The organism is Streptomyces sp. NPDC002537, assembly GCF_053594975.1.
On sequence record NZ_JBSFWT010000012.1, the window covers coordinates 1 to 21,377 of the forward strand.

A 21,377-nucleotide genomic window follows, 5' to 3' on the forward strand; every position below is an offset into this window, starting at 1 on the left:
CCCTTCTACTCGACCGTCACTGGCGGTCTGATCGATACCAAGGAGTTGGATGCCGAGTACTGGGTGACCAATCTCCGGCAGACGGTCCGTTTCGACGAGACGGTGCGTGTTCTCCTCGCCGATGGTTTCGGTTACTTCGTCGAGTCCAGTGCGCATCCTGTTCTGACGGTGGGTTTGCAGGAGACTTTCGAGGATTCCGGTAAGGACGCTGTCGCGCTGGGCACTCTGCGTCGTGACGAGGGCGGTCCCGAGCGTTTCCTGACCTCCCTCGCCGAAGGTTACGTACGCGGCTTGTCCGTCGACTGGCATGCCGTGTTCGCCGGTACGGGTGCCCAGCGCGTCGACCTCCCCACCTATGCCTTCCAACGGCAGCGCTACTGGCTGGAGGACGCGGACACCGACGAGCCCGAGACGGTAGCCGCCGACGCCGTCGAAGCGGGGTTCTGGGACGCGGTGGAGCGTGGGGATCTCGATGGGGTGGCGGCGGAGCTGGCTGTGGGGGCGGATCAGCCGCTCAGTGCTGTGCTGCCCGCGTTGTCGTCGTGGCGGCGTCGGCGGCGTGATGCGTCGACGGTCGACCGCTGGCGGTACCGGGTGGTGTGGCGGCCCGTCCCGGCGGGGCCCGCGCCCACGTTGTCCGGCCGCTGGCTGCTCGTCGTCCCGACAACCGCCACCGACCACGTCTGGGCCGTCGGCTCCCGGCGCGCCCTGGAGGAACACGGCGCGCACGTACGGCGATTGGACGTTGACCCCGTCCGCGCCGACCGCGCACAGCTCACCGATCTGCTGCGCGACGCCCTGGCGGAAGAGGACACCGGCCCGGTCGGCGTGCTGTCACTGCTCGCCCTCGACGAGACCGCCCACCCCGCCCACCCCGCCGTGCCCGTCGGGCTGTCCGCCACCGTGGCGCTCGCCCAAGCCGTCATCGGGGCCTCCGAAGAACTGGGCGTCGCCGCCACACTGTGGTGCGCCACCCAGGGCGCCGTATCCGTGGACCCGGCCGCCGAACCCCTGACCCGCCCGACGCAGGCGCACATCTGGGGCCTCGGGCGCGTCATCGCCCTCGAACACCCCCTGCTGTGGGGCGGATTGATCGACCTCCCGGACATCGTGGACGCCTCCGCCGCCCGCCTCGCGGCCGCGCTCGCGGAGCCGGGCGCCGAGGACCAGCTGGCCGTACGCCCCTCCGGCACATACGCCCGCCGCCTCGTCCACGCACCCGCCGCGGACACGCCCGTACGGCGCGCGTGGAAACCCCGGGGCACCGTGCTGATCACCGGCGGCACCGGTGGGATCGGCGGCCACCTCGCCCGCCGGCTGGCCCGCGACGGCGCGCGGCACCTGCTGCTCGTCGGCCGCCGGGGCGCCGACGCGCCCGGCGCCACCGAGCTGGAGGCCGAACTCACGGACCTCGGCGCCGAGGTCACCCTCGCGGCCTGCGACGTGTCCGACCGCGAGGCCCTCGCGCGGCTCCTCGACGAGATCCCCGCCGAACGCCCCCTGACCGCCGTCGTCCACGCTGCGGCCGTCCTCGACGACGGCGTCGTCGACTCGCTGACACCGGACCAGATGGACCGGGTGCTCCAGGTCAAGGCGCGGGGCGCCGTCAACCTCCACCAGCTCACCCGGGACGCGGACCTCTCCGCCTTCGTGCTCTGCTCCTCCTTCGGTGCCACCTTCGGCCTGCCCGCGCTCGGCAACTACGCGCCGGGCAACGCCTTCCTCGACGCCCTCGCCGAGCACCGCAGGGCCGCCGGCCTGCCCGCGACCTCGATCGCCTGGGGCACCTGGGAGGGCACCGGCATGGCCGCCGGAGCCGTCGGCGCCCGGGGCCGCCTCGAAGGCATCCACGAGATGGCGCCCGAGCGGGCCGCGGCCGCGCTCCAGCACGTCCTCGACCGGGACGAAACCACCGCCGTCCTCATCGACCTGCGCTGGGACCGCTTCGCACCCGTCTTCCACGCCAAGCGCCCCACGTCTCTCTTCACCGAGATCCCCGCCGCCGTGCGGGCACTCGCGGCCCCGCACGGCACCGGTGCCGACGACCCCGCCACGGGCGGCGGGGGCCCGGACGGGCTGCGGGCCCGGCTCGCCGGGCTGTCCGCCGGCGAACAACGGCACGAACTGCTCGAAGTCGTCCGCTCCCACGCCGGAGTCGTCATGGGCCACGTGACCCTCGACGAGAACGCCCGCGACGCGATCGACCCGAGCCGCCCCTTCCGGGAACTCGGCTTCGACTCCCTGATGGCCGTGGAACTCCGCAACCGCATCGGCGCCACCACCGGCCTCACCCTGCCCACCAGCCTCGTATTCGACTTCCCCACCCCCGAGGCGGTGGCCGAACACCTCCGGCGGGAGATGGGCCTGGACGACCCCGCCGACACCCTGCCCGGCCTCGCCGAACTGGAGCGCCTCGAAGCCGTGCTCGCCGCCGCGCGCGCCGACGACGAGACGCGCGACCGGCTCGCCAAACGCCTCGAAAAACTGCTGTGGAAATGGACCGGGAGCGACACCGCCGCCACCGGCACGGACATCCCGGAGAACGAATTCACCACGGTGAGCAACGACGAGATGTTCGACCTTATCGATCGAGAGCTGGGAACTCTGTGACCCGCTCGCCGGACCCTCGCGCAAGTTCCCTTGCTATCAGCGGAGAGTGCTGACGATGACGAACGACGAGAAGAAGCTTCGGGACTACCTCGACAAGGTCATGACGGACCTGCGCCGGACCCAGCACCGCCTGCGGTCCGTGGAGGCGAAGGAGCACGAGCCCATCGCCGTCATCGGCATGGCCTGCCGCTACCCCGGCGGCGCGGAGGACCCCGACGCCCTGTGGCGGCTGGTCGCCGATGGCGGCGACGCCATATCCGGCTTCCCCACGAACCGCGGCTGGGACCTCGAAGGGCTGAGCCTGCGCGACCCCGAGGGCAAGGAACTCGCCTGCGCCGGCGGATTCGTCGACAGCGCCGCCGACTTCGACCCCGGGCTCTTCGGGATATCCCCCCGCGAGGCCCTCGCGATGGACCCGCAGCAGCGCCTCGTCCTGGAGTCCTCCTACGAGGCGTTCGAGCGGGCGGGCATCGACCTGGCCACCCTGCGCGGCAGCCGCACGGGCGTCTTCGTCGGCGCCTCCTACACCGGGTACGGCGCCGACGTCGAACAGATCCCGGAGGGCCTTGAGGGCTACACCATGACCGGGTCCGCGAACAGCGTCGTCTCGGGCCGCGTCTCGTACACCTTCGGCCTGGAAGGGCCCGCGGTCACCCTCGACACGGCCTGCTCCTCGTCACTGGTCGCCCTCCACTGGGCCGTGCAGTCGCTGCGCGCGGGGGAGTCCACCCTGGCACTCGCCGGTGGGGCCATGGTGATGCCGAGCCCCATGGAATTCGTGGAGTTCAGCCGCCAGCAGGTGCTCGCCGCCGACGCGCGCTGCAAGGCGTTCGCCGCCGCGGCCGACGGCACCGGCTTCTCCGAGGGCGCCGGGCTCGTCCTCCTGGAACGGTTGTCCGACGCGCGCCGCAACGGCCACCCCGTCCTCGCCGTCGTCCGCGGCTCCGCCGTCAACCAGGACGGCGCCAGCAACGGCCTCACCGCCCCCAACGGACCCTCCCAACAGCGCGTGATCGAAGCCGCCCTGGCCAACGCCCGGCTCACCGCCGACGAGGTCGACGCCGTCGAGGCCCACGGCACCGGCACCACCCTCGGCGACCCCATCGAGGCCCAGGCCCTCCTCGCCACCTACGGCAAGGGCCGCTCCGCCGACCGGCCGCTGTGGCTCGGCTCCGTCAAGTCGAACATCGGTCACACCCAGGCCGCTGCCGGTGTCGCCGGAGTCATCAAGATGGTGCAGGCGCTGCGCCACGGCCTGCTGCCCCGCACCCTGCACGTCGACACCCCCACCCCGCAGGTCGACTGGTCGCCCGGCACCGTACGCCTCCTGACCGAGCCCGTGCCGTGGCAGGCCGGCGGCCACCCGCGCCGCGCCGGGATCTCCGCCTTCGGCATCAGCGGCACCAACGCCCACGTCATCCTCGAAGAAGCACCCGGAGCCGGGGAGCCCGCCGACGGCACCCCGCCCCCCGAGCCCGCGCCGAACCGGCTCGGGCTCGCCGGGGACACCGTCCCGTGGCTCGTCTCCGGCAGGACCGACGCCGCCCTGCGGGCCCAGGCCGGACGGCTGGCCGCGCACCCCGCGCACCACCTCGTGAACACCGGCCTGTCCCTGGCCGTTTCACGCGAGGCACTCGAACACCGTGGCGCCGTCCTGGCCACCGGGCTCGACGAGGCACGGTCCGGGCTCGCCGCGCTGGCCCAGGGCGACCCCGCACCCCAGGTACTGACCGGCGTGGCCTCGGTGCGCGGCCGGGTGGCGTTCGTGTTCCCCGGGCAGGGCTCGCAATGGACGGGCATGGCGGCCGGACTGCTGGAATCCTCGCCGGTGTTCGCGGAACGCCTCGCCGAGTGCGACGCGGCGCTCCGCCCGTACGTCGACTGGTCCGTGCTCGACGTCGTCCGCGGCCGCGCGGAAACCGCGCCGCCGTCCGACGTCGTGGTGGTGCAGGCGTCGCTGTGGGCGGTGATGGTGTCCCTCGCCGCGGTGTGGCGGTCCGCCGGCGTGGAGCCCGCCGCAGTGATCGGCCACAGCCAAGGGGAGATCGCCGCCGCCGCGGTCTCCGGCGCGCTGTCCCTCGACGACGCGGCCAAAGTGGTCGTGCTGCGCGCCCGCGCCATCGCCGAGCGCCTGTCGGGCCGCGGCGGCATGGTGTCCGTGGCCCTCCCCGCCGCCGACGTCGGCGAACGCATCGGGCCCTGGGGCGAGCGGATCTCCGTCGCCTCCGTCAACGGGCCCTCCTCCACCGTGGTTTCCGGAGAACCCGAGGCGCTCGACGGACTGCTCGCCGCCTGCGAGGCCGACGGCGTACGGGCCCGGCGCATCGCCGTCGACTACGCCTCCCACTCCGCCCAGGTCGACACCATCCGCGAACAGGTCGTCGACGCGCTCAAGGACATCGAGCCGCGCGCCTCGGCGGTCCCCTTCTACTCGACCGTGACCGGCGCGCCGATCGACACCACGGAACTGGACGCCGAGTACTGGGTCACCAACCTCCGGCAGACCGTCCGCTTCGACGCCACCGTCCGCGCGCTGCTCGCCGACGGATTCCGGTTCTTCGTGGAGACCAGCGCCCACCCGGTGCTCACGGTCGGCCTCCAGGAAACCTTCGAGGACTCCGGCAAGGACGCCGTGGCCCTCGGCACCCTGCGCCGCGACGAAGGCGGCCCCCACCGCTTCCTGACCTCGCTCGCCGAAGGGCACGTACGCGGCCTGCCGGTCGACTGGGACGCGGTCTTCGCCGGCACCGGCGCCACACGCGCCGACCTGCCGACGTACGCCTTCCAGCGGCAGCGCTACTGGCTGGAAGCCACGGCCGGCGGCGCGGGCGACCCCGCCGGGCTCGGCCTCGGCGCCACCGAACACCCGCTGCTGGGCGCCGCGGTGCGGCTCGCCGACAGCGGCGACGCCCTGCTGACCGGGCGGCTGTCCCTGAAGACCCACCCCTGGCTGGCCGACCACGTGCTCTCGGGCACCGTCGTGGTCCCCGGCACCGCCTTCGTGGAACTCGCCCTGCGCGCCGCCGAAGCGGTCGACCACGACCGGCTGGACCACCTCACCCTCGACGCCCCGCTGACCCTGCCCGCCCAGGGCGCCGTCCAGCTCCAGGCCACCGTGGCCGCCGCCGACGACACCGGCGCCCGCGCGCTGAGCATCCACGCGCGGCCCGAAGGCGCCGAGTTCGACGCGCCCTGGACCCGGTACGCCACCGGCCTCCTCACCACCGGCGCGGACACCCGGCAGGCCGACGAAGCCGACGAGGCCGCCGCCTGGCCGCCCCCCGGCGCCCAGCCCGTCAGCATCACCCACTTCCACCCGCGCCTCGCCGACGCCGGACAGTCCTACGGCCCGGCCTTCCGAGGACTGCGCGCCGTCTGGCGCACCGGCGGGGAACTCTTCGCCGAGGTGGCCCTGCCCGAGGACCAGGCGCGCGAAGCGGGCCGGTTCGGCATCCACCCCGCCCTGCTCGACGCCGCCCTCCAACCCGCCCTGCTGGAGGCGCGGTCCGGGAACCTCTGGTCGGAGTGGACGGGAGTGACACTGCGGGCCGTCGGCGCGACCACGCTGCGCGTCCACCTCCGCCCGGCCGGCGAGGACGGCACGATGGCGCTCACCGTGTCGGACGCCACCGGCGCGCCCGTCGCCTCCGCCGAGGCCGTGGCACCCCGCACCGTCTCCGCCGAGGAACTGCGCGCCGCCGGCACCCCCCTCGACTCGCTGTACCACGTCGAATGGACGCCGGTGCCCGCCCCCGGCCAGACCGCCGACTGGGTCGTCCTCGGCGACGACCCGCTCGAACTGACCGACGCGCTGGAGGAGTCCGGCGCCTACCCCCAGCTGTACGCGGACCTCGCCGCGCTCGCCGAGGCCATGGACGCGGGCCTGCCCGCGCCCGACCTCGCCGTCGTCTCCTGCGGCGGTGCCCCGCGCACCGGGGACGGCCTCGCCCAGGACGCCCTGGAGGCCACCACCCGGCTGCTCGCCCTCCTCCAGGAATGGCTGGCCGACGAGCGGTTCGCCGCCACCCGCCTCCTCGTCGTCACCCGCGACGCCGTCGCCGCGCGGGACACCGACCCGGCCGGCGACCTCGCCGCCTCCCCGCTCTGGGGGCTCGTCCGCTCCGCGCAGTCCGCGCACCCGGGCCGCTTCGCCCTCCTCGACCTCGACGCCGACGCGGGCTCCCTCGCCGTGTTCCCCAGCGCCGTCCCCGCGGTCGTCGCCTCCGGCGAACCCCAGATCGCGCTGCGCGCCGGAGCGGTCCTCGCACCCCGGCTCGTACGGGCCGGTGCCGCCACCGGGACCCCCCGGTGGAGCACCGAGGGCACCGTACTGATCACCGGCGGCACCGGCGGACTCGGCGCGGTCCTCGCCCGGCACCTCGTCAAACAGCACGGCGTACGCCACCTGCTGCTCGCGAGCCGCAGTGGACAGCGGGCCCCCGGCGCAGCGGAGCTGGAGCGCGAACTGACCTCCCTGGGCGCGGCCGTCACCGTCGAGGCGTGCGACGTCTCCGACCGGGACGCTGTGGCCGCGCTCCTCGCGGGCATCCCCGCCACCCGTCCCCTCACCGCCGTGGTGCACGCCGCGGGCGTCCTCGCCGACGCCCCTCTCGACGCGCTGACGCCCGAGGACGTGGCCCGGGTCTTCGCGCCCAAGGTGGCCGCGGCCGTGCACCTGCACGAACTCACCGCGGACGCGGACCTGTCGGCGTTCGTGCTGTTCTCCTCCGCGTCCGGCGTCCTCGGCAGCCTCGCCCAGGGCAACTACGCGGCCGCCAACGCGTTCGTCGACGCACTCGCCCAGGCCCGGCGCGCACAGGGCCGCGCCGCCCAGTCCCTGGCCTGGGGCCTGTGGGCGGAGAGCGGCGCGATGGCCGAGGCCGCCGACACCGCCAAGTTCGCGCGGGCCGGCATCCTGCCGCTGTCCGAGGACGACGGCACGGCCCTCTTCGACACTGCCACCGCGCTCGACGGGGCACTGCTCGTGCCCGTCCGCCTGGACACCGCCGCCCTGCGCACCCGCGCCGCCGAGGGCACCCTGCCCGACCTGCTCCGCGGCCTCGTCCGGGCCACCCCCGCGCGGCGCGCCGCCGAGGCCCGGGACGAGCGGTCCGGGGCGGCGGACCTGCCCGCGCGGCTCGCCGGCCTGTCGGCCGCCGACCAGCACCACACCCTGGTCGAACTCGTCCGCGGCCACGTCGCCTCGGTCCTCGGGCACGGCACACCGGAGGCCATCGAACCCGACCGGGCCTTCAAGGAGCTCGGCTTCGACTCGCTCACCGCGCTGGAGCTCCGCAACCGCCTCCAGGCGGCCACCGGACTGCAACTGCCCGCGAGCCTGGTCTTCGACCACCCCACGCTCAACGCCACCGCCGGGTTCCTGCGCGAGCGGATCGCCCCGGAGGCACCCGCCGCACTCCCGCCCGCCCTCGCCGAACTCGACAGGCTGGAGACCGCCCTCCTCACGGTCGCGGCCGCCGACACCGACACCCGCAAGAAGGTGACGACCCGTCTGCACGCCCTCCTGTCGAAGTGGAACGACACCGGATCGGCCGCCGCCACCGACGACGCCCCGGCCCTCGACTCCGCCACCGACAGCGAGCTGTTCGCGCTGCTCGACGACGAACTGGACACCCCGTGACCGCGGCCCGCGCGACGCCCCGGATCCGGCTGGACTCGATCACGAATGGTTGTGAGGGCTGATGGACAGCGCAGACAAGCTGCGGGAATACCTCAAGCGGGCCACCACGGACCTGCGCCGGGCACGCAGGCGGATACGCGAACTGGAGGAGCCGGAACCCGTCGCCGTCATCGGCATGGCCTGCCGCTACCCCGGCGGCGCCCGGTCCCCCGAGGCCCTGTGGGAGCTGGTGGCCTCGGGCGGCGACGCCATCTCCGGCTTCCCCGGGAACCGCGGCTGGGACCTCGAGGGCTCCTACGACCCCGACCCCGACGCCGAGGGGAAGACCTACGTCCGCGAGAGCGGATTCCTGCACGAGGCCGGGGAGTTCGACGCCGACTTCTTCGGCGTCAACCCCCGCGAGGCCCTCGCCATGGACCCCCAGCAGCGGCTGCTGCTGGAAACCTCCTGGGAGGTCTTCGAACGGGCCGGCATCGACCCCACCACGGCGAAGGGCAGCCGCACCGGCGTCTTCATCGGCGCCGCCACCATCGACTACATCACCGGCCGGCAGCGCATCCCCGAGGGCCTGGAGGGCTACTCGGGCACCGGCTCCTTCGCCAGCGTCGTCTCCGGCCGGGTGGCCTACAGCCTCGGCCTCGTGGGCCCCGCCGTCACCGTGGACACGGCCTGCTCCTCGTCGCTGGTCGCGCTGCACCTGGCCGCGCAGGCGCTGCGCACGGGCGACTGCTCGCTCGCGGTGACCGGCGGCGTCGCCGTCATGCCCACCCTCGCCGGGTTCGTCACCTTCAGCCGCCAGCGGGCACTGGCCGCCGACGGCCGCTGCAAGGCGTTCGCCGCCGGGGCCGACGGCTTCGGTCCCTCGGAAGGGGCCGGACTGCTGCTCCTGGAACGGCTCTCGGACGCCCGCCGCAACGGCCACCGCGTCCTCGCCGTCATCCGCGGCAGCGCGGTCAACCAGGACGGCGCCAGCAACGGCCTGTCCGCCCCCAACGGCCCCTCGCAGGAGCGCGTCATCCGCGACGCGCTCGCCGACGCCCGCCTGTCGCCCGACCAGGTCGACGCCGTCGAGGCCCACGGCACCGGCACCAGCCTCGGCGACCCCATCGAGGCCCACGCCCTCCTCGCCACCTACGGACAGGCCCGCCCGGCCGGCAAGCCGCTGTGGCTCGGCGGCCTCAAGTCGAACATCGGCCACACCGCGCACGCCGCCGGTGTCGGCGGCGTCATCAAGATGGTGATGGCCCTGCGCAACGGGACACTGCCGCGCACGCTGCACGTCGACGCCCCCTCGCCGCACATCGACTGGTCCTCCGGCGCCGTGGAACTCCTCGTGGAGCCCGTGCCGTGGAAGAGCGACGGCGGCCCGCGCCGGGCCGGGGTCTCCTCCTTCGGCATCAGCGGCACCAACGCGCACATCATCGTGGAGGAAGCGCCCCCGGAGGAGAGCGCCGGCGAACAACCGCCGCGCACCGCCCCGTTGGAACTGACCGTCGTCCCCTGGGTCGTCTCCGGCCGCACCGGACCCGCCCTGCGCGCCCAGGCCCAGCGGCTCGCCGCACACGTCACGGACCACGACGGGCCGGCCCTGCCCGAGACGGGCCGGGCGCTGGCGACCACGAGGGCGGCGCTCGAGGAACGCGGCGTGGTGCTGGCCGCGGACCGCGAGAGCGCGCTCGCCGGGCTCGCGGCCCTGGCCTCGGGCGAGGCGGCCGCCCAGGTGATCACCGGCCGGGCCCGCCCCGGCACCCCCCGCGTCGCCTTCGTCTTCCCCGGCCAGGGCTCGCAGTGGGCGGGCATGGCCACCGAACTGCTCGCCACCTCGCCCGTGTTCGCCGCGCGGCTCGCCGAATGCGACGCGGCCCTGCTGCCGCACACGGGCCGGTCCGTGACCGGCCTGCTCCGCGACGGCGACGCGGCCGCCCTCGACGACGTGGTCCTCGTCCAGTCCGCGCTGTGGGCCGTGATGGTCTCGCTCGCCGCCCTGTGGCAGTCCGCCGGCGTCCGGCCGTCGGCTGTCGTCGGCCACAGCCAGGGCGAGTTCGCGGCCGCCGTGGTGGCGGGCGCCCTGTCCCTGGAGGACGCGGCCAAGGGCGTGGCCCTGCGCGCCCGCGCCATCGCCGAGGGACTCTCCGGGCGCGGCGGCATGGCGTCCGTACCCCTGCCCGCCGAACAGGTCCGCGAGCGCCTGGAGAAGTGGGGCGAGCGGATCTCCGTCGCCTCCGTCAACGGCCCCTCCTCGACGGTGGTCTCGGGAGAGCCCGAGGCACTCGACGAACTGCTCGCCGCCTGCGAGGCCGACGGCGTACGGGCCCGGCGCATCGCCGTCGACTACGCCTCCCACTCCGCCCAGGTCGAGTCCGTCCGCGACCGGGTCGTCGGCGCCCTCGACGGCATCGCACCACGCGCCTCCGACATCCCCTTCTACTCCACCGTCACCGCCGGACCCCTCGACACCACAGGCCTGGACGCCGCCTACTGGTACACCAACCTCCGGCAGACCGTCCGCTTCGACGACACCGTCCGCGCACTGCTGGACGACGGCTACCGCTTCTTCGTCGAGGCCAGCGCCCACCCCGTCCTCGCCGTCGGCCTCCAGGAGACCTTCGAGGCCACGGGCCGGGACGCCGTGGCCCTCGGCACGCTGCGCCGCGACGAGGGCGGCCCGGCCCGCTTCCTCACCTCCCTGTCGGAAGGCCACGTACGCGGCCTGCCCGTCGACTGGGACGCGGTGTTCGCCGGCACGGAGACCCGCCACACCGAACTGCCCACCTACGCCTTCCAGCGGCAGCACTTCTGGCTGGACGCCGAATACGCCGCCGGCGACGCCGGGGACCTCGGCCTCCACGGCACCGGCCACCCCGTACTCGGCGCGGCCGTCCGGGCCGCGGACGAGGACCGGATCCTGCTCACCGGCCGGCTGTCCCTGAAGACCCACCCCTGGCTCGCCGACCACGCCATCGGCGGGTCCGTCCTCTTCCCGGGCGCGGGCTTCGCGGAACTCGCCCTGCGCGCCGCCGCCGAGGCCGGCTGCGACCGGGTCGCGGAACTGACCCTGGAGCGGCCCCTCGTCCTGCCCCGGCAGGGCGGCCTCCACCTCCAGCTGTGGGTCGCCGCCCCCGACGACGAAGGGCGGCGCGCCCTCGACGTGTACGCCCGCGCCGACGACGCCGGGCCCGACACGCCCTGGACCCACCACGCCACCGGAGTCCTCGCCCCCGGCGCCGGACCCGGCACCGACACCCTCACCGCCTGGCCGCCCGCAGGCGCGCGTCCGGTGGAGACCGAGGGCATGTACGAACGGGCCCAGGACACCGACTACCGCTTCGGCCCCGCCTTCCAGGGCCTGCGCTCGGCGTGGCGGCTCGGCGACACCGTGTACGCCGAGGCGGCGCTGCCGCACGAACTGCGGCAGGAAGCGGGCCGGTTCGGGATCCACCCGGCCCTCATGGACGCCGCCCTGCACGCCACCGGGTTCGGCGACTTCCTGGGCGAGGGCACCCAGCTGCCGTTCGTCTGGCGCGACATGACCCTCCACGCGGTGGGCGCGACCGCGGTCCGCGTCCGCATCACCGCACAGGGCGACGACACCCTGTCGATGACGCTCACCGACGTCCAGGGCGCGCCCGTCGTGTCCGTCGGCTCCCTGGTGTTCCGCCCCGTGCGGCTCGACACCGCGCCGGACGCGACACGGGACGCGCTGTTCCGCGTCGGCTGGAACCCGCTGCCGCCCGAAGGCGGCGCCCCCGCCCCGGACAGCTGGGTCCTCCTGGGCGACGACGCCCACGGCCTGGCCCCCTCGCTCCGGAACGCGGGCACCCTCGCCGCCACGTACCCCGGCCCCGGGGAACTGGCCGCGGCCGTCGCGGCCGGAACCCCCGCCCCCCGGGTGGCCCTCCTGTCGTACACCGCACCCGGCACCCGCGACCTCGTACCGGCCGTGCACCGGACGGTCACCGGCCTGCTCGCCACCGTGCAGGCCTGGCTGGCCGACGAGCGGCTCGGGGACTGCCGCCTGGTCCTGGCCACCCGCCGCGCCGTGTCCGTGCACGACGGCGAGGACGTCGAGGACCTGGCGCACGCCCCGCTGTGGGGCATGATCCGGTCCGCGCAGGCCGAGAACCCGGAGCGCTTCCTCCTCGTCGACCTCGACGGCCGCGACGAGTCGCGGGCCCGGCTCGGCGTGGCCGTCCAGGCCGCGCTCGCCGCCGACGAACCGCAGCTCGCCCTGCGGGCGGGCACCGCGCTCACCCCCCGCCTCACCAGGGCCGGCACGGACCGGCCGCTGACCCCGCCCGCCGACGAGCGGGCCTGGCGGCTGGACACCACCGGACCCGGCACGCTCGACAACCTGGAACTGCTGCCGCACCCCGAAGCCCTCGCCCCCCTGAAGGAGGGGCAGGTCCGGGTGTCCGTACGGGCGGCGGGCGTCAACTTCCGCGACGTGCTGGTGAGTCTGGGCATGGTGCCCGGCCAGACCCGGCTGGGCAGCGAGGGCGCCGGCGTGGTCACCGCCACCGGCCCCGGGGTGACCGGCCTCGCCGTCGGCGACAAGGTCATGGGCCTGCTGCACGACCCCTTCGGCCCGGTGTCCGTGACCGACCGGCGGCTGGTCGTACCCATACCGCGCGGCTGGTCCTTCGAACAGGCCGCCGCCGTCCCCGCCGCGTTCCTCACCGCGTACTTCGGCCTCCACGACCTCGGCGGGCTCGCCGAAGGGCAGCGGCTGCTCGTGCACGCGGCGACCGGTGGCGTGGGCATGGCCGCCGTGCAACTCGCCCGCTACCGGGGCGCGGAGGTCTTCGCGACCGCCAGTGAGGGGAAGTGGGACACCCTCCACAAGATGGGCTTCGACCAGGAGCACATCGCGTCCTCGCGGACCCTGGACTTCGAGGACCACTTCAAGGAGACCACCCACGGGCAGGGCATGGACGTCGTGCTCAACTGCCTCGCCAAGGACTTCGTGGACGCCTCGCTGCGCCTGCTGCCGCGCGGCGGCCGGTTCCTGGAACTGGGCAAGACCGACCGGCGCGACCCGGACGCCGTGACCGCCGGCCACCCCGGCGTCGACTACCTCCCGTACGACCTCATCGACGCGGGCGCCGACCGGATCGGCGAGATCCTCACCGAACTCGTCGCCCTCTTCAAACGGCGCATCCTGCGGCCGCTGCCCGCGCGCACCTGGGACGTGCGCCGGGCACCGGAGGCCTTCCGCCTCATGAGCCAGGCACGGCACACCGGGAAACTCGTCCTGACCGTGCCCCGGCCGCTCGACCCCGCCGGGACCGTCCTCGTCACCGGCGGCACCGGCACCCTCGGCGGCATCGTCGCCCGGCACCTGGTCACCGCACACGGCGTCCGGCACCTGCTGCTCGCCGGCCGCCGGGGCCCGGACGCGGCCGGTGCCGCCGAACTCGCCGCGGAACTCACCGCACTCGGCGCCGACAGCGTGCGACTCGCCGCCTGCGACGCGGCCGACCGCGAGGCCCTGGCCGCGATGCTCGCCGCCGTCCCCGCCGCACACCCGCTCACCGCCGTGGTGCACACCGCGGGCGTGCTGGAGGACGGCCTGGTCGGCTCGCTGACCCCCGGGCACGTCGAACGGGTCCTGCGGCCCAAGGTCGACGCCGTGGTCAACCTGCACGAACTGACCCGGGATCTCGACCTGGCGGACTTCGTGCTGTACTCGGCGGGCGCGGGAGTCCTCGGCAACCCCGGCCAGAGCAACTACGCCGCGGCCAACGCCTTCGTCGACGCCTTCGCCCACCACCGCCGCGCCCAGGGCCTGCCCGCCGTGTCCATGGCCTGGGGCTACTGGTCCGAGACCAGTGAACTGACCGGACAGCTCGACGCGTCGCACGTGGCGCGGATGACACGGTCCGGAGTGCTGCCCATCTCCGCGGAGGAGGGCAACGCGCTGTTCGACGCGGGCCGCTCCGCCGGCGAGGCCCTGGTCGTCCCCACCCGCCTGCACCTCGCCACCCTGCGACAGCAGGCGGACAAGGGACCGCTGCCCGCGATGCTGCGCGAACTGGCCGGCGGACGGCGGGCACCGGTCCGCCAGGCCGCGCAGGCCGGTGCCGAGGTCGAGGCACGCTCACTGGAGGCCCGGCTCGCCGGACGGTCCGGGGCCGAGCAGCGGCAACTGCTGACGGAACTCGTGCAGTCCCATGTGGCCGCCGTGCTCGGGCTCGCCGACACGGCCGCCGTCGGACCCGACCGGGCGTTCAAGGACCTGGGACTGGACTCGCTCACCGCCGTCGAACTCCGCAACCGGCTCAACTCCCGCACCGGACTGAGCCTGCCCAGCACCCTCGTCTTCGACTTCCCCTCACCCACCGAACTCGCCGGACACCTGCACCGGCGGCTCGTGCCCGACGCAGGCGACCCGCCCGCGGACTCCGCCGAGGAACTCCGCGTCCGGCAGGCCCTGGCGGCGATCCCCCTGGCCAGGCTCCGCGGCGCCGGCGTGCTCGACACCCTGCTGGAGCTCGCCGCCGACCCGGCGGACCACGACCCCGGACCCGCCGCGGCACAGGAGACCGGAGCCATCGCCGACATGGACGTCGACGACCTCGTCCGCGCGGCCCTCGGCGACGCGGGCCGATGAGCGCACGCCGCGCAGCGCCCGCCGAGCGGGCGAACCGAGAACAGGAAGAACAGGAAGAACAGGAACGGAGTACGTGATGGCCACGTCGACGGAACAGATCGTCGAGGCTTTGCGCGCGGCCCTGACCGAGGCCGACCGGCTGCGCAAACACAACCAGCAGCTCCTGGCGGCCGCGGCCGATCCCATCGCGATCGTGGGCGCCGCCTGCCGCTTCCCCGGCGGCGCCGACTCCCCGGAAGAACTCTGGGAGCTCGTCGCCGACGGCCGGGACCTGATGACCGACGTCCCGGACGACCGGGGCTGGGACCTCGACGCCCTCTTCGACGCCGACGGCGGCGTGCCCGGCGCCCCCCGGGTGCGGCAGGGCGGATTCCTGCCCGCCGTCTCCCACTTCGACGCCGACTTCTTCGGCATCTCACCACGCGAGGCGCTGGCCATGGACCCGCAGCAGCGCATCCTGCTGGAGGTCGCCTGGGAGGCGTGCGAACGGGCGGGCATCGACCCGCTGGCGCTGAAGGGCAGCCGGACCGGCGTGTTCGTCGGCGTCTCGTACGCGGCGTACGGCAGCGGCGTCACCCGCGTCCCGGCCGAGGTCCAGGGCTACGCGATGACCGGCAGCGTCCCCAGCGTCGCCTCCGGCCGCATCGCCTACGCGCTCGGCCTGGAAGGCCCCGCCCTGTCGATCGACACCGCGTGCTCGTCCTTCCTGGTGGCGCTGCACGAGGCCGCCCACGCCCTGCGCTCCGGCGACTGCCCGCTCGCCCTCGTCGGCGCGGCGAACGTCATGCCCACACCCGCGCTCTTCGTGGAGTTCGCCCGGCAGCGCGGCATGGGCTCCGACGGCCGGGTCAAGGCGTTCGCCGAAGCCGCCGACGGCACCGCCTGGGCGGAGGGCGCGGGCGTCCTCGTCGTCGAACGGCTCTCGGACGCCCAGCGCAACGGCCACACGGTGCTGGCGGTCGTCCGCGGCTCCGCGCTCAACCAGGACGGCGCCAGCAACGGCCTGACGGCACCCAACGGTTCGGCCCAGCGCAAGGTGATCCGCGCCGCCCTGGACAACGCCGGACTCACGGCGCGGGACGTCGACGCGGTCGAGGCGCACGGCACCGGCACCCGGCTCGGCGACCCCATCGAGGCCGGAGCCCTGCTCGACACCTACGGCCGGGGACGCCCCGAGGACCGCCCGCTGTGGCTGGGGTCCATCAAGTCGAACTTCGGACACTCGGGGACCGCGGCCGGAGCGGCCGGGCTCGTCAAGATGATCGAGGCGATGCGGCACGGCACCCTCCCCAGGACCCTGCACGTCGACGAACCCTCCCGGAACGTCGACTGGTCCACGGGCGGGGTCCGGCTCCTCACCGAGGCCAGGCCCTGGCCCGACACCGGCGGGCGCCCACGGCGCTGCGCGGTCTCCGCGTTCGGCATCAGCGGCACCAACGCGCACGTGATCATCGAAGAAGCACCCCCCGGGCACGCGCCGGGCGAGCGGCCCCCGGCCACCGCGCACCGCCCCGCCGACGTCCTGCTGCCCGTCGCCGCGCGGACCGGAACGGCCCTGCGCGCCCAGGCCGCCCGGCTCGCCGACCACCTGGCGGGGCGCCCCGGGCCGGAACTCGCCGACGTGGGCTGGTCCCTGGCGACCACCCGCGCCGCGCTCGGGGAGCGCGCCGTGGTCGTCGCGGGGGACCGCGACGAGGCGCTCCGCGGCCTGCGGGCCCTCGCCGAGGGCCGGCCCGACCCCGCCGTCGTCGAGGGCACCGTGGGCGAACCGGGCGGCACCGCCTTCCTCTTCACCGGACAGGGCGCCCAGCGCCCGCGCATGGGCCAGGAACTGCACGCGGCGTTCCCCGTGTTCGCCGACGCCTTCGACAGCGCCTGCGCGAGCCTCGACCGGCACCTGGGGCGCCCCCTGCGGGACGTGCTCCTCGCCGCGGACGGCTCGCCCGAGGCCGCCCTGCTGGACGACACCCTGTACACCCAGCCCGCGACCTTCGCCCTCCAGGTCGCCCTCTACCGGCTCTGGGAGTCGTGGGGCGTCACCCCCGCCTACCTCATCGGCCACTCCGTGGGCGAGCTCACCGCGGCCCACGTCGCCGGGGTCCTGTCGCTCGACGACGCGGCCGAACTCGTCGCCGCCCGCGCCACCTTGATGCAGGGACTCCCCGCCGGCGGGGCGATGTACTCCCTCCAGGCGTCCGAGGACGAGGTCGCCCCCCTCCTGGCGGGCCGCGAGGACGAGATGTCCGTCGCCGCGGTCAACGGCCCCCGCTCCACCGTCGTCTCCGGCGACGAGGACGCCGTCGCCGCGCTCGCCGCGCACTGGGCGGAGCGCGGGCGGAAGACCAGGCGGCTGCGCACCAGCCACGCCTTCCACTCCCCGCGCATGGACGGCATCCTGGAGAAGTTCCGGCTGGCCGCGAGCCGCCTCTCCTACGCACCGCCCCGCATCCCCGTCGTCTCCGACGTGACCGGCGGGCTCGCCACCGGACAGGAACTCCGCTCGCCCGACTACTGGGCACGCCACATCCGGTCCGCCGTCCGCTTCCACGACGGGATACGGACCCTGGCCGACGCCCGCGTCACCCGCTTCGTCGAACTCGGGCCCGACGCCGTCCTCACCGCCATGGCACGCGACTGCCTCGGCGACCGCGCCGCCGACGCGGTCCTCGTCCCGACGCTGCGCCGCGGCCGCCCGGAGACCCGTACCGCGCTCACGGCCGTGGCCCTGGCACACGTCCGCGGCATCCGCCCGGACTGGGAGGCGGTCTTCGCGGGCACCGGCGCCCGCCGTGCCGACCTGCCGACGTACGCCTTCCAACGGCAGCGGTTCTGGCTGGAGAACGTCACGGACAACGCCACGGACAACGCCACGGACAACGCCACGGACCCGGAAGCGGACGGCACCGTCCCGGCCCTGCCCGGCATGCGCGCCGCCACCGCGGGCACCGGCGCACCGGACACGGACACCGGCCGGCGGCCGCTGCGCGAGCTCCTGCACGGCCTGGACGGCGGGGAGCGCCGGGAGCGACTGCTCGAAGCGGTGCGCCAGTACGTCGCCGGAACCCTCGGGCACGCCTCCGCCGACGCCGTGGCCCCGGACCGGAACTTCGCCGACCTCGGCTTCGACTCGATGTCGGCGGTCGAGCTCGCCGAACGGCTCGGCGCGGCCACCGGGCTCGCGCTGCCCGCCACCCTCGTCCTCGACCACCCCACGTCCCGGGACCTGGCGGCCTTCCTCGACGGCGAACTGGCCCGGGGGAGCGGGGCGGACGCCGCGCCCGCCGCCTCCGGGGAAGGGCTCGGCGCGCTGTTCCTGCGGGCCTGCCAGGACGGCAGGACCGTCGAGGCCCACCACCTCATGGCGGAACTGGCCGCGTTCAGGCCCGCGTTCGCGTCGGCCGCCGACCTCGGGCGGCCGCCCCGCACGGTCCGGCTCTGCGACGGCCCCGACGAACCGGTGCTGATCTGCTTCCCGTCCTTCGTATGGCAGCAGAACTTCCACCAGTACTCCCGGCTCGCCTCCGGATGGCGCGGCAAACGCGCCGCCGCCATGGTCGGCCTCCCCGGCTTCCTGCCGGGCGAGCCGCTGCCCGCGACCGTCGGGGCGCTCGCCGAGGCCCTGGCCGACGCCGCGCGCCGGGCGGCCGCCGGGCGGCGGTTCGCGCTGCTGGGACACTCCGGGGGCGGCACCGTCGCCAGCGTGACGGCCGCCCACCTGGAGGCCCGGGGCACCGCCCCCGACGCCCTCGTCCTGCTGGACACCCCGACCTGGGGAGGCGGGCACGGCCTGGGAGCGGAGTGGGGCACGGCGGTCCAGGACTCGCTGCTCGACCGCCGGGAGCGGATCGGGCAGGCGGGCGACGGCGCGGGGGAGGCCTGGATCACCGCCCGCGCCCGCTACGCCACCTTCGACTACACGGTGCCGCCGCTCGCCGCCCCGACCCTGCTCGTACGGGCCACCGAGCCGCTCGGCGGCCCCGGCGCCCGGCCGGGCGGGGACGGGTGGCGGGTCACCTGGGAGCAGGAGCACACGCTCGCCGAGGTCCCCGGGGACCACTTCTCCATGATCGAGGCCGACCACGCCGCGAGGACCGCCGAGGCCGTCGAGGAGTTCCTCCGTGCCCTGGGCTGAACGGCCGCGCCGCACACCGACGAACGGGAAGGACACCATGACCGACTGGGACCGCCGGACCGGCCCCTGGATCACCCGCTACACCCCGGCCGCGGCGGAGGGCGGCCCGGTCCAGCTGGTCTGCCTGCCGCACGCGGGCGGCTCGGCGACCTTCTTCCGCCCGCTCGCCCGGGTGCTGCCGCCGGGCATCGAGGTGCTGGCCGTGCAGTATCCGGGCCGTCAGGAGCGGCGCTCCGAGCCGCTCGTCGACGACCTGTCCCGGCTCGCGGACGGGATCGCCGAGGCGCTGGAGCACGCGGGGGACGCGCCGCTGGCCCTGTTCGGCCACAGCATGGGGGCGCTCGTCGCCTGGGAGGTGGCCCGCAGGCTCACCGCCCGCACCGGACGGCAGCCGGTCGGACTCGTCGTCTCCGGGCGGCCCGCACCGGCCGTCGGCACCGGCGGCCACCGGCTCCGCGACCGCACCGACGCCGAGATCGTCGCGGACATGCGCCACCTCACCGGCACGGACGCCGGCCTGCTCGACGACCCCGGGATGCTGGAGATGGTGCTACCCGTGCTGCGCGCCGACTACCGGGCGATCGACGGCCACCGCTACCGGCCCGGCCCCCCGCTGCGCTGCCCCGTCGGCGTGTTCAGCGGCGACGACGACCCCTGGGCCCGGGGGAGCGACATGGGCGGCTGGTGCGACGAGACCACCGGGCCGGTCATGTTCCGGAGCTTCCCCGGAAACCACTTCTACCTCTCCGCGCAGTGGCACCGGGTCGCCGACGCGGTCACGGCCACCCTCGCGCGGGTCACCGCGGCCGGCTGACCGGCCCGCACCGACAAGGAACCCGGAGGAACCATGGGCGAGAAGACGAGTGCGGTGGTCCTGGGCGCGGGGATGGCGGGCATGCTCGCCGCCACGGCGCTGGCCCGCCACGTGGACACCGTCACCGTGCTGGACCGCGACCGCCTCCCCGGCGGCGCGGACCCGCGCAAGGGCGTACCGCAGGCCCGGCACACCCACGTGCTGTGGTCGGGCGGGGCGCGGGTGATCGAGTCGCTGCTGCCCGGCACCACCGAACGGCTGCTGGAGGCGGGTGCCCACCGCATCGGCCTGCCGGAGGACCTGGTGTCGCTGACCGCGTACGGCTGGCAACAGCGCTTCCCCGAGACCCAGTTCATGATCGCGGCCAGCCGGTCGCTGCTCGACTGGACCGTACGGGACCGGGCGCAGGCCGATCCGCGGATCACCGTGCTCGGCGACACGGACGTCATCGGGCTGCGCGGCGACGCCGAACGGGTCACCGGGGTCACGTACAAGCCCCGCCGCCAGGGCACGGTGGCGGTGCTCGACGCCGACGTCGTGGTGGACGCCAGCGGCCGGGGGTCACCCATGAAGCGCTGGCTGGCCGCCCTGGGGCTGCCCGCCGTGCAGGAGGACGTGGTCGACTCCGGGATGGCGTACGCGACCCGGATCTTCCAGGCGCCCGGGGGCGCGGCCGGGAAGTTCCCCCTGGTGAGCGTCTACGCCGACCACCGCGCCGGGGTGCCGGGCCGCAACGGCATCCTGCTGCCGATCGAGGACGGCCGCTGGATGGTGACGCTCTCCGGCACGCGCGGCGGCGAACCGCCGAACACCGAGGAGGGCTTCACCGCCTACCTGGAGACCCTGCGCCACCCGCTCCTCGCCGAACTCGTGGCCCACGCCCGGCCGCTGACCGGCGTCCAGGCGTCGCGCTCGACCGCGAACCGCCGCCTCTTCTACGACCGGCTCGTCGACTGGCCGGAGGGCCTGGTCGTCGTCGGGGACGCGGTGGCCGCGTTCAACCCCGTCTACGGGCACGGCATGAGCGCGGCGGCGCTGGGCGCCGCCGCGCTGGGCGCCGCGCTGGACGAGACCGGCGTCAAGCCGGGGATGGCGCGCGGCGCGCAGCGGGCCATCGGCGCGGTGGTCGACACCCCGTGGTCGCTGGGCACCTCCCAGGACATCTGCTACCCGGACGTCTACACCGAGACGCGGGACCCGCGGCTGACCCGGTACGCGGACGAGCGGCGCGCGCAGGCCGACCTCATCGGGGAGGCCGCGCTCCGCGACCCGGTCGTCTGTGCGGCGGCCATGCAGGTCAACACGCTGTCGGGGGCGGCCGACGCGCTCCAGACCCCTGCGGTCCAAGCCGCCCTGGGGAGGATGTCCGCCGGCCAGGGGCGGTCGGAGGGGCCGACGTTGACCGATGCGGAGCGGCGTACGGCGACTCCGGTGGTGGTGAACTAGTCCGAATCCCGAACTACTTGACGGAACGTTGACGCCGCCGGGGGTGAATTCCGCCCCCGGCGGCGTCTTTTCGCTTCCGTCGCCCCGGCACTCTGGTTACAGTGATGACTGAAACTTCTAGAAG

General features: G+C 75.1%; 6 protein-coding genes. All 6 read left to right on the forward strand.

Annotated elements, in window-relative coordinates:
• Nucleotides 1–2,610 (forward strand): SDR family NAD(P)-dependent oxidoreductase (locus ACWD4A_RS08230; RefSeq protein ID WP_451190945.1); only part of this gene is annotated, 2,610 nt, incomplete at its 5' end.
• Nucleotides 2,611–2,665: 55 nt separating this feature from the next.
• Nucleotides 2,666–8,251 carry a type I polyketide synthase gene (locus ACWD4A_RS08235; RefSeq protein WP_451190949.1) on the forward strand — a complete coding sequence of 1,862 codons (5,586 nt, stop codon included), beginning with the start codon at nucleotides 2,666–2,668 and terminating at the stop codon, nucleotides 8,249–8,251.
• A 58-nt stretch (nucleotides 8,252–8,309) separates the two neighbouring features.
• The gene (locus ACWD4A_RS08240; protein WP_451191132.1) at nucleotides 8,310–14,861 is read left to right on the forward strand and encodes a type I polyketide synthase; all 6,552 of its coding nucleotides are present in this window, start codon (nucleotides 8,310–8,312) and stop codon (nucleotides 14,859–14,861) included.
• 76 nt (nucleotides 14,862–14,937) lie between these two features.
• Entirely contained in the window at nucleotides 14,938–18,993 is a 4,056-nt protein-coding gene (locus ACWD4A_RS08245) for a type I polyketide synthase (RefSeq protein WP_451190952.1), read from the forward strand.
• Entirely contained in the window at nucleotides 18,980–19,807 is an 828-nt protein-coding gene (locus tag ACWD4A_RS08250; protein ID WP_451190955.1) for a thioesterase II family protein, read from the forward strand. Before ACWD4A_RS08245 ends, ACWD4A_RS08250 begins: the two co-directional genes overlap by 14 nt.
• 33 nt (nucleotides 19,808–19,840) lie before the next feature.
• Nucleotides 19,841–21,253, forward strand: coding sequence for an FAD-dependent oxidoreductase (locus tag ACWD4A_RS08255; protein ID WP_451190958.1), 1,413 nt, complete (start codon nucleotides 19,841–19,843; stop codon nucleotides 21,251–21,253).
• Nucleotides 21,254–21,377 lie beyond the last annotated feature (124 nt).

Coding starts and splice junctions, on each gene's coding strand:
- ACWD4A_RS08255 (WP_451190958.1), top strand. CDS start 19,841: ATGGGCGAGAAGACGAGTGCGGTGGTCCTGGGCGCGGGGATGGCGGGC.
- ACWD4A_RS08235 (WP_451190949.1), top strand. CDS start 2,666: ATGACGAACGACGAGAAGAAGCTTCGGGACTACCTCGACAAGGTCATG.
- ACWD4A_RS08245 (WP_451190952.1), top strand. CDS start 14,938: ATGGCCACGTCGACGGAACAGATCGTCGAGGCTTTGCGCGCGGCCCTG.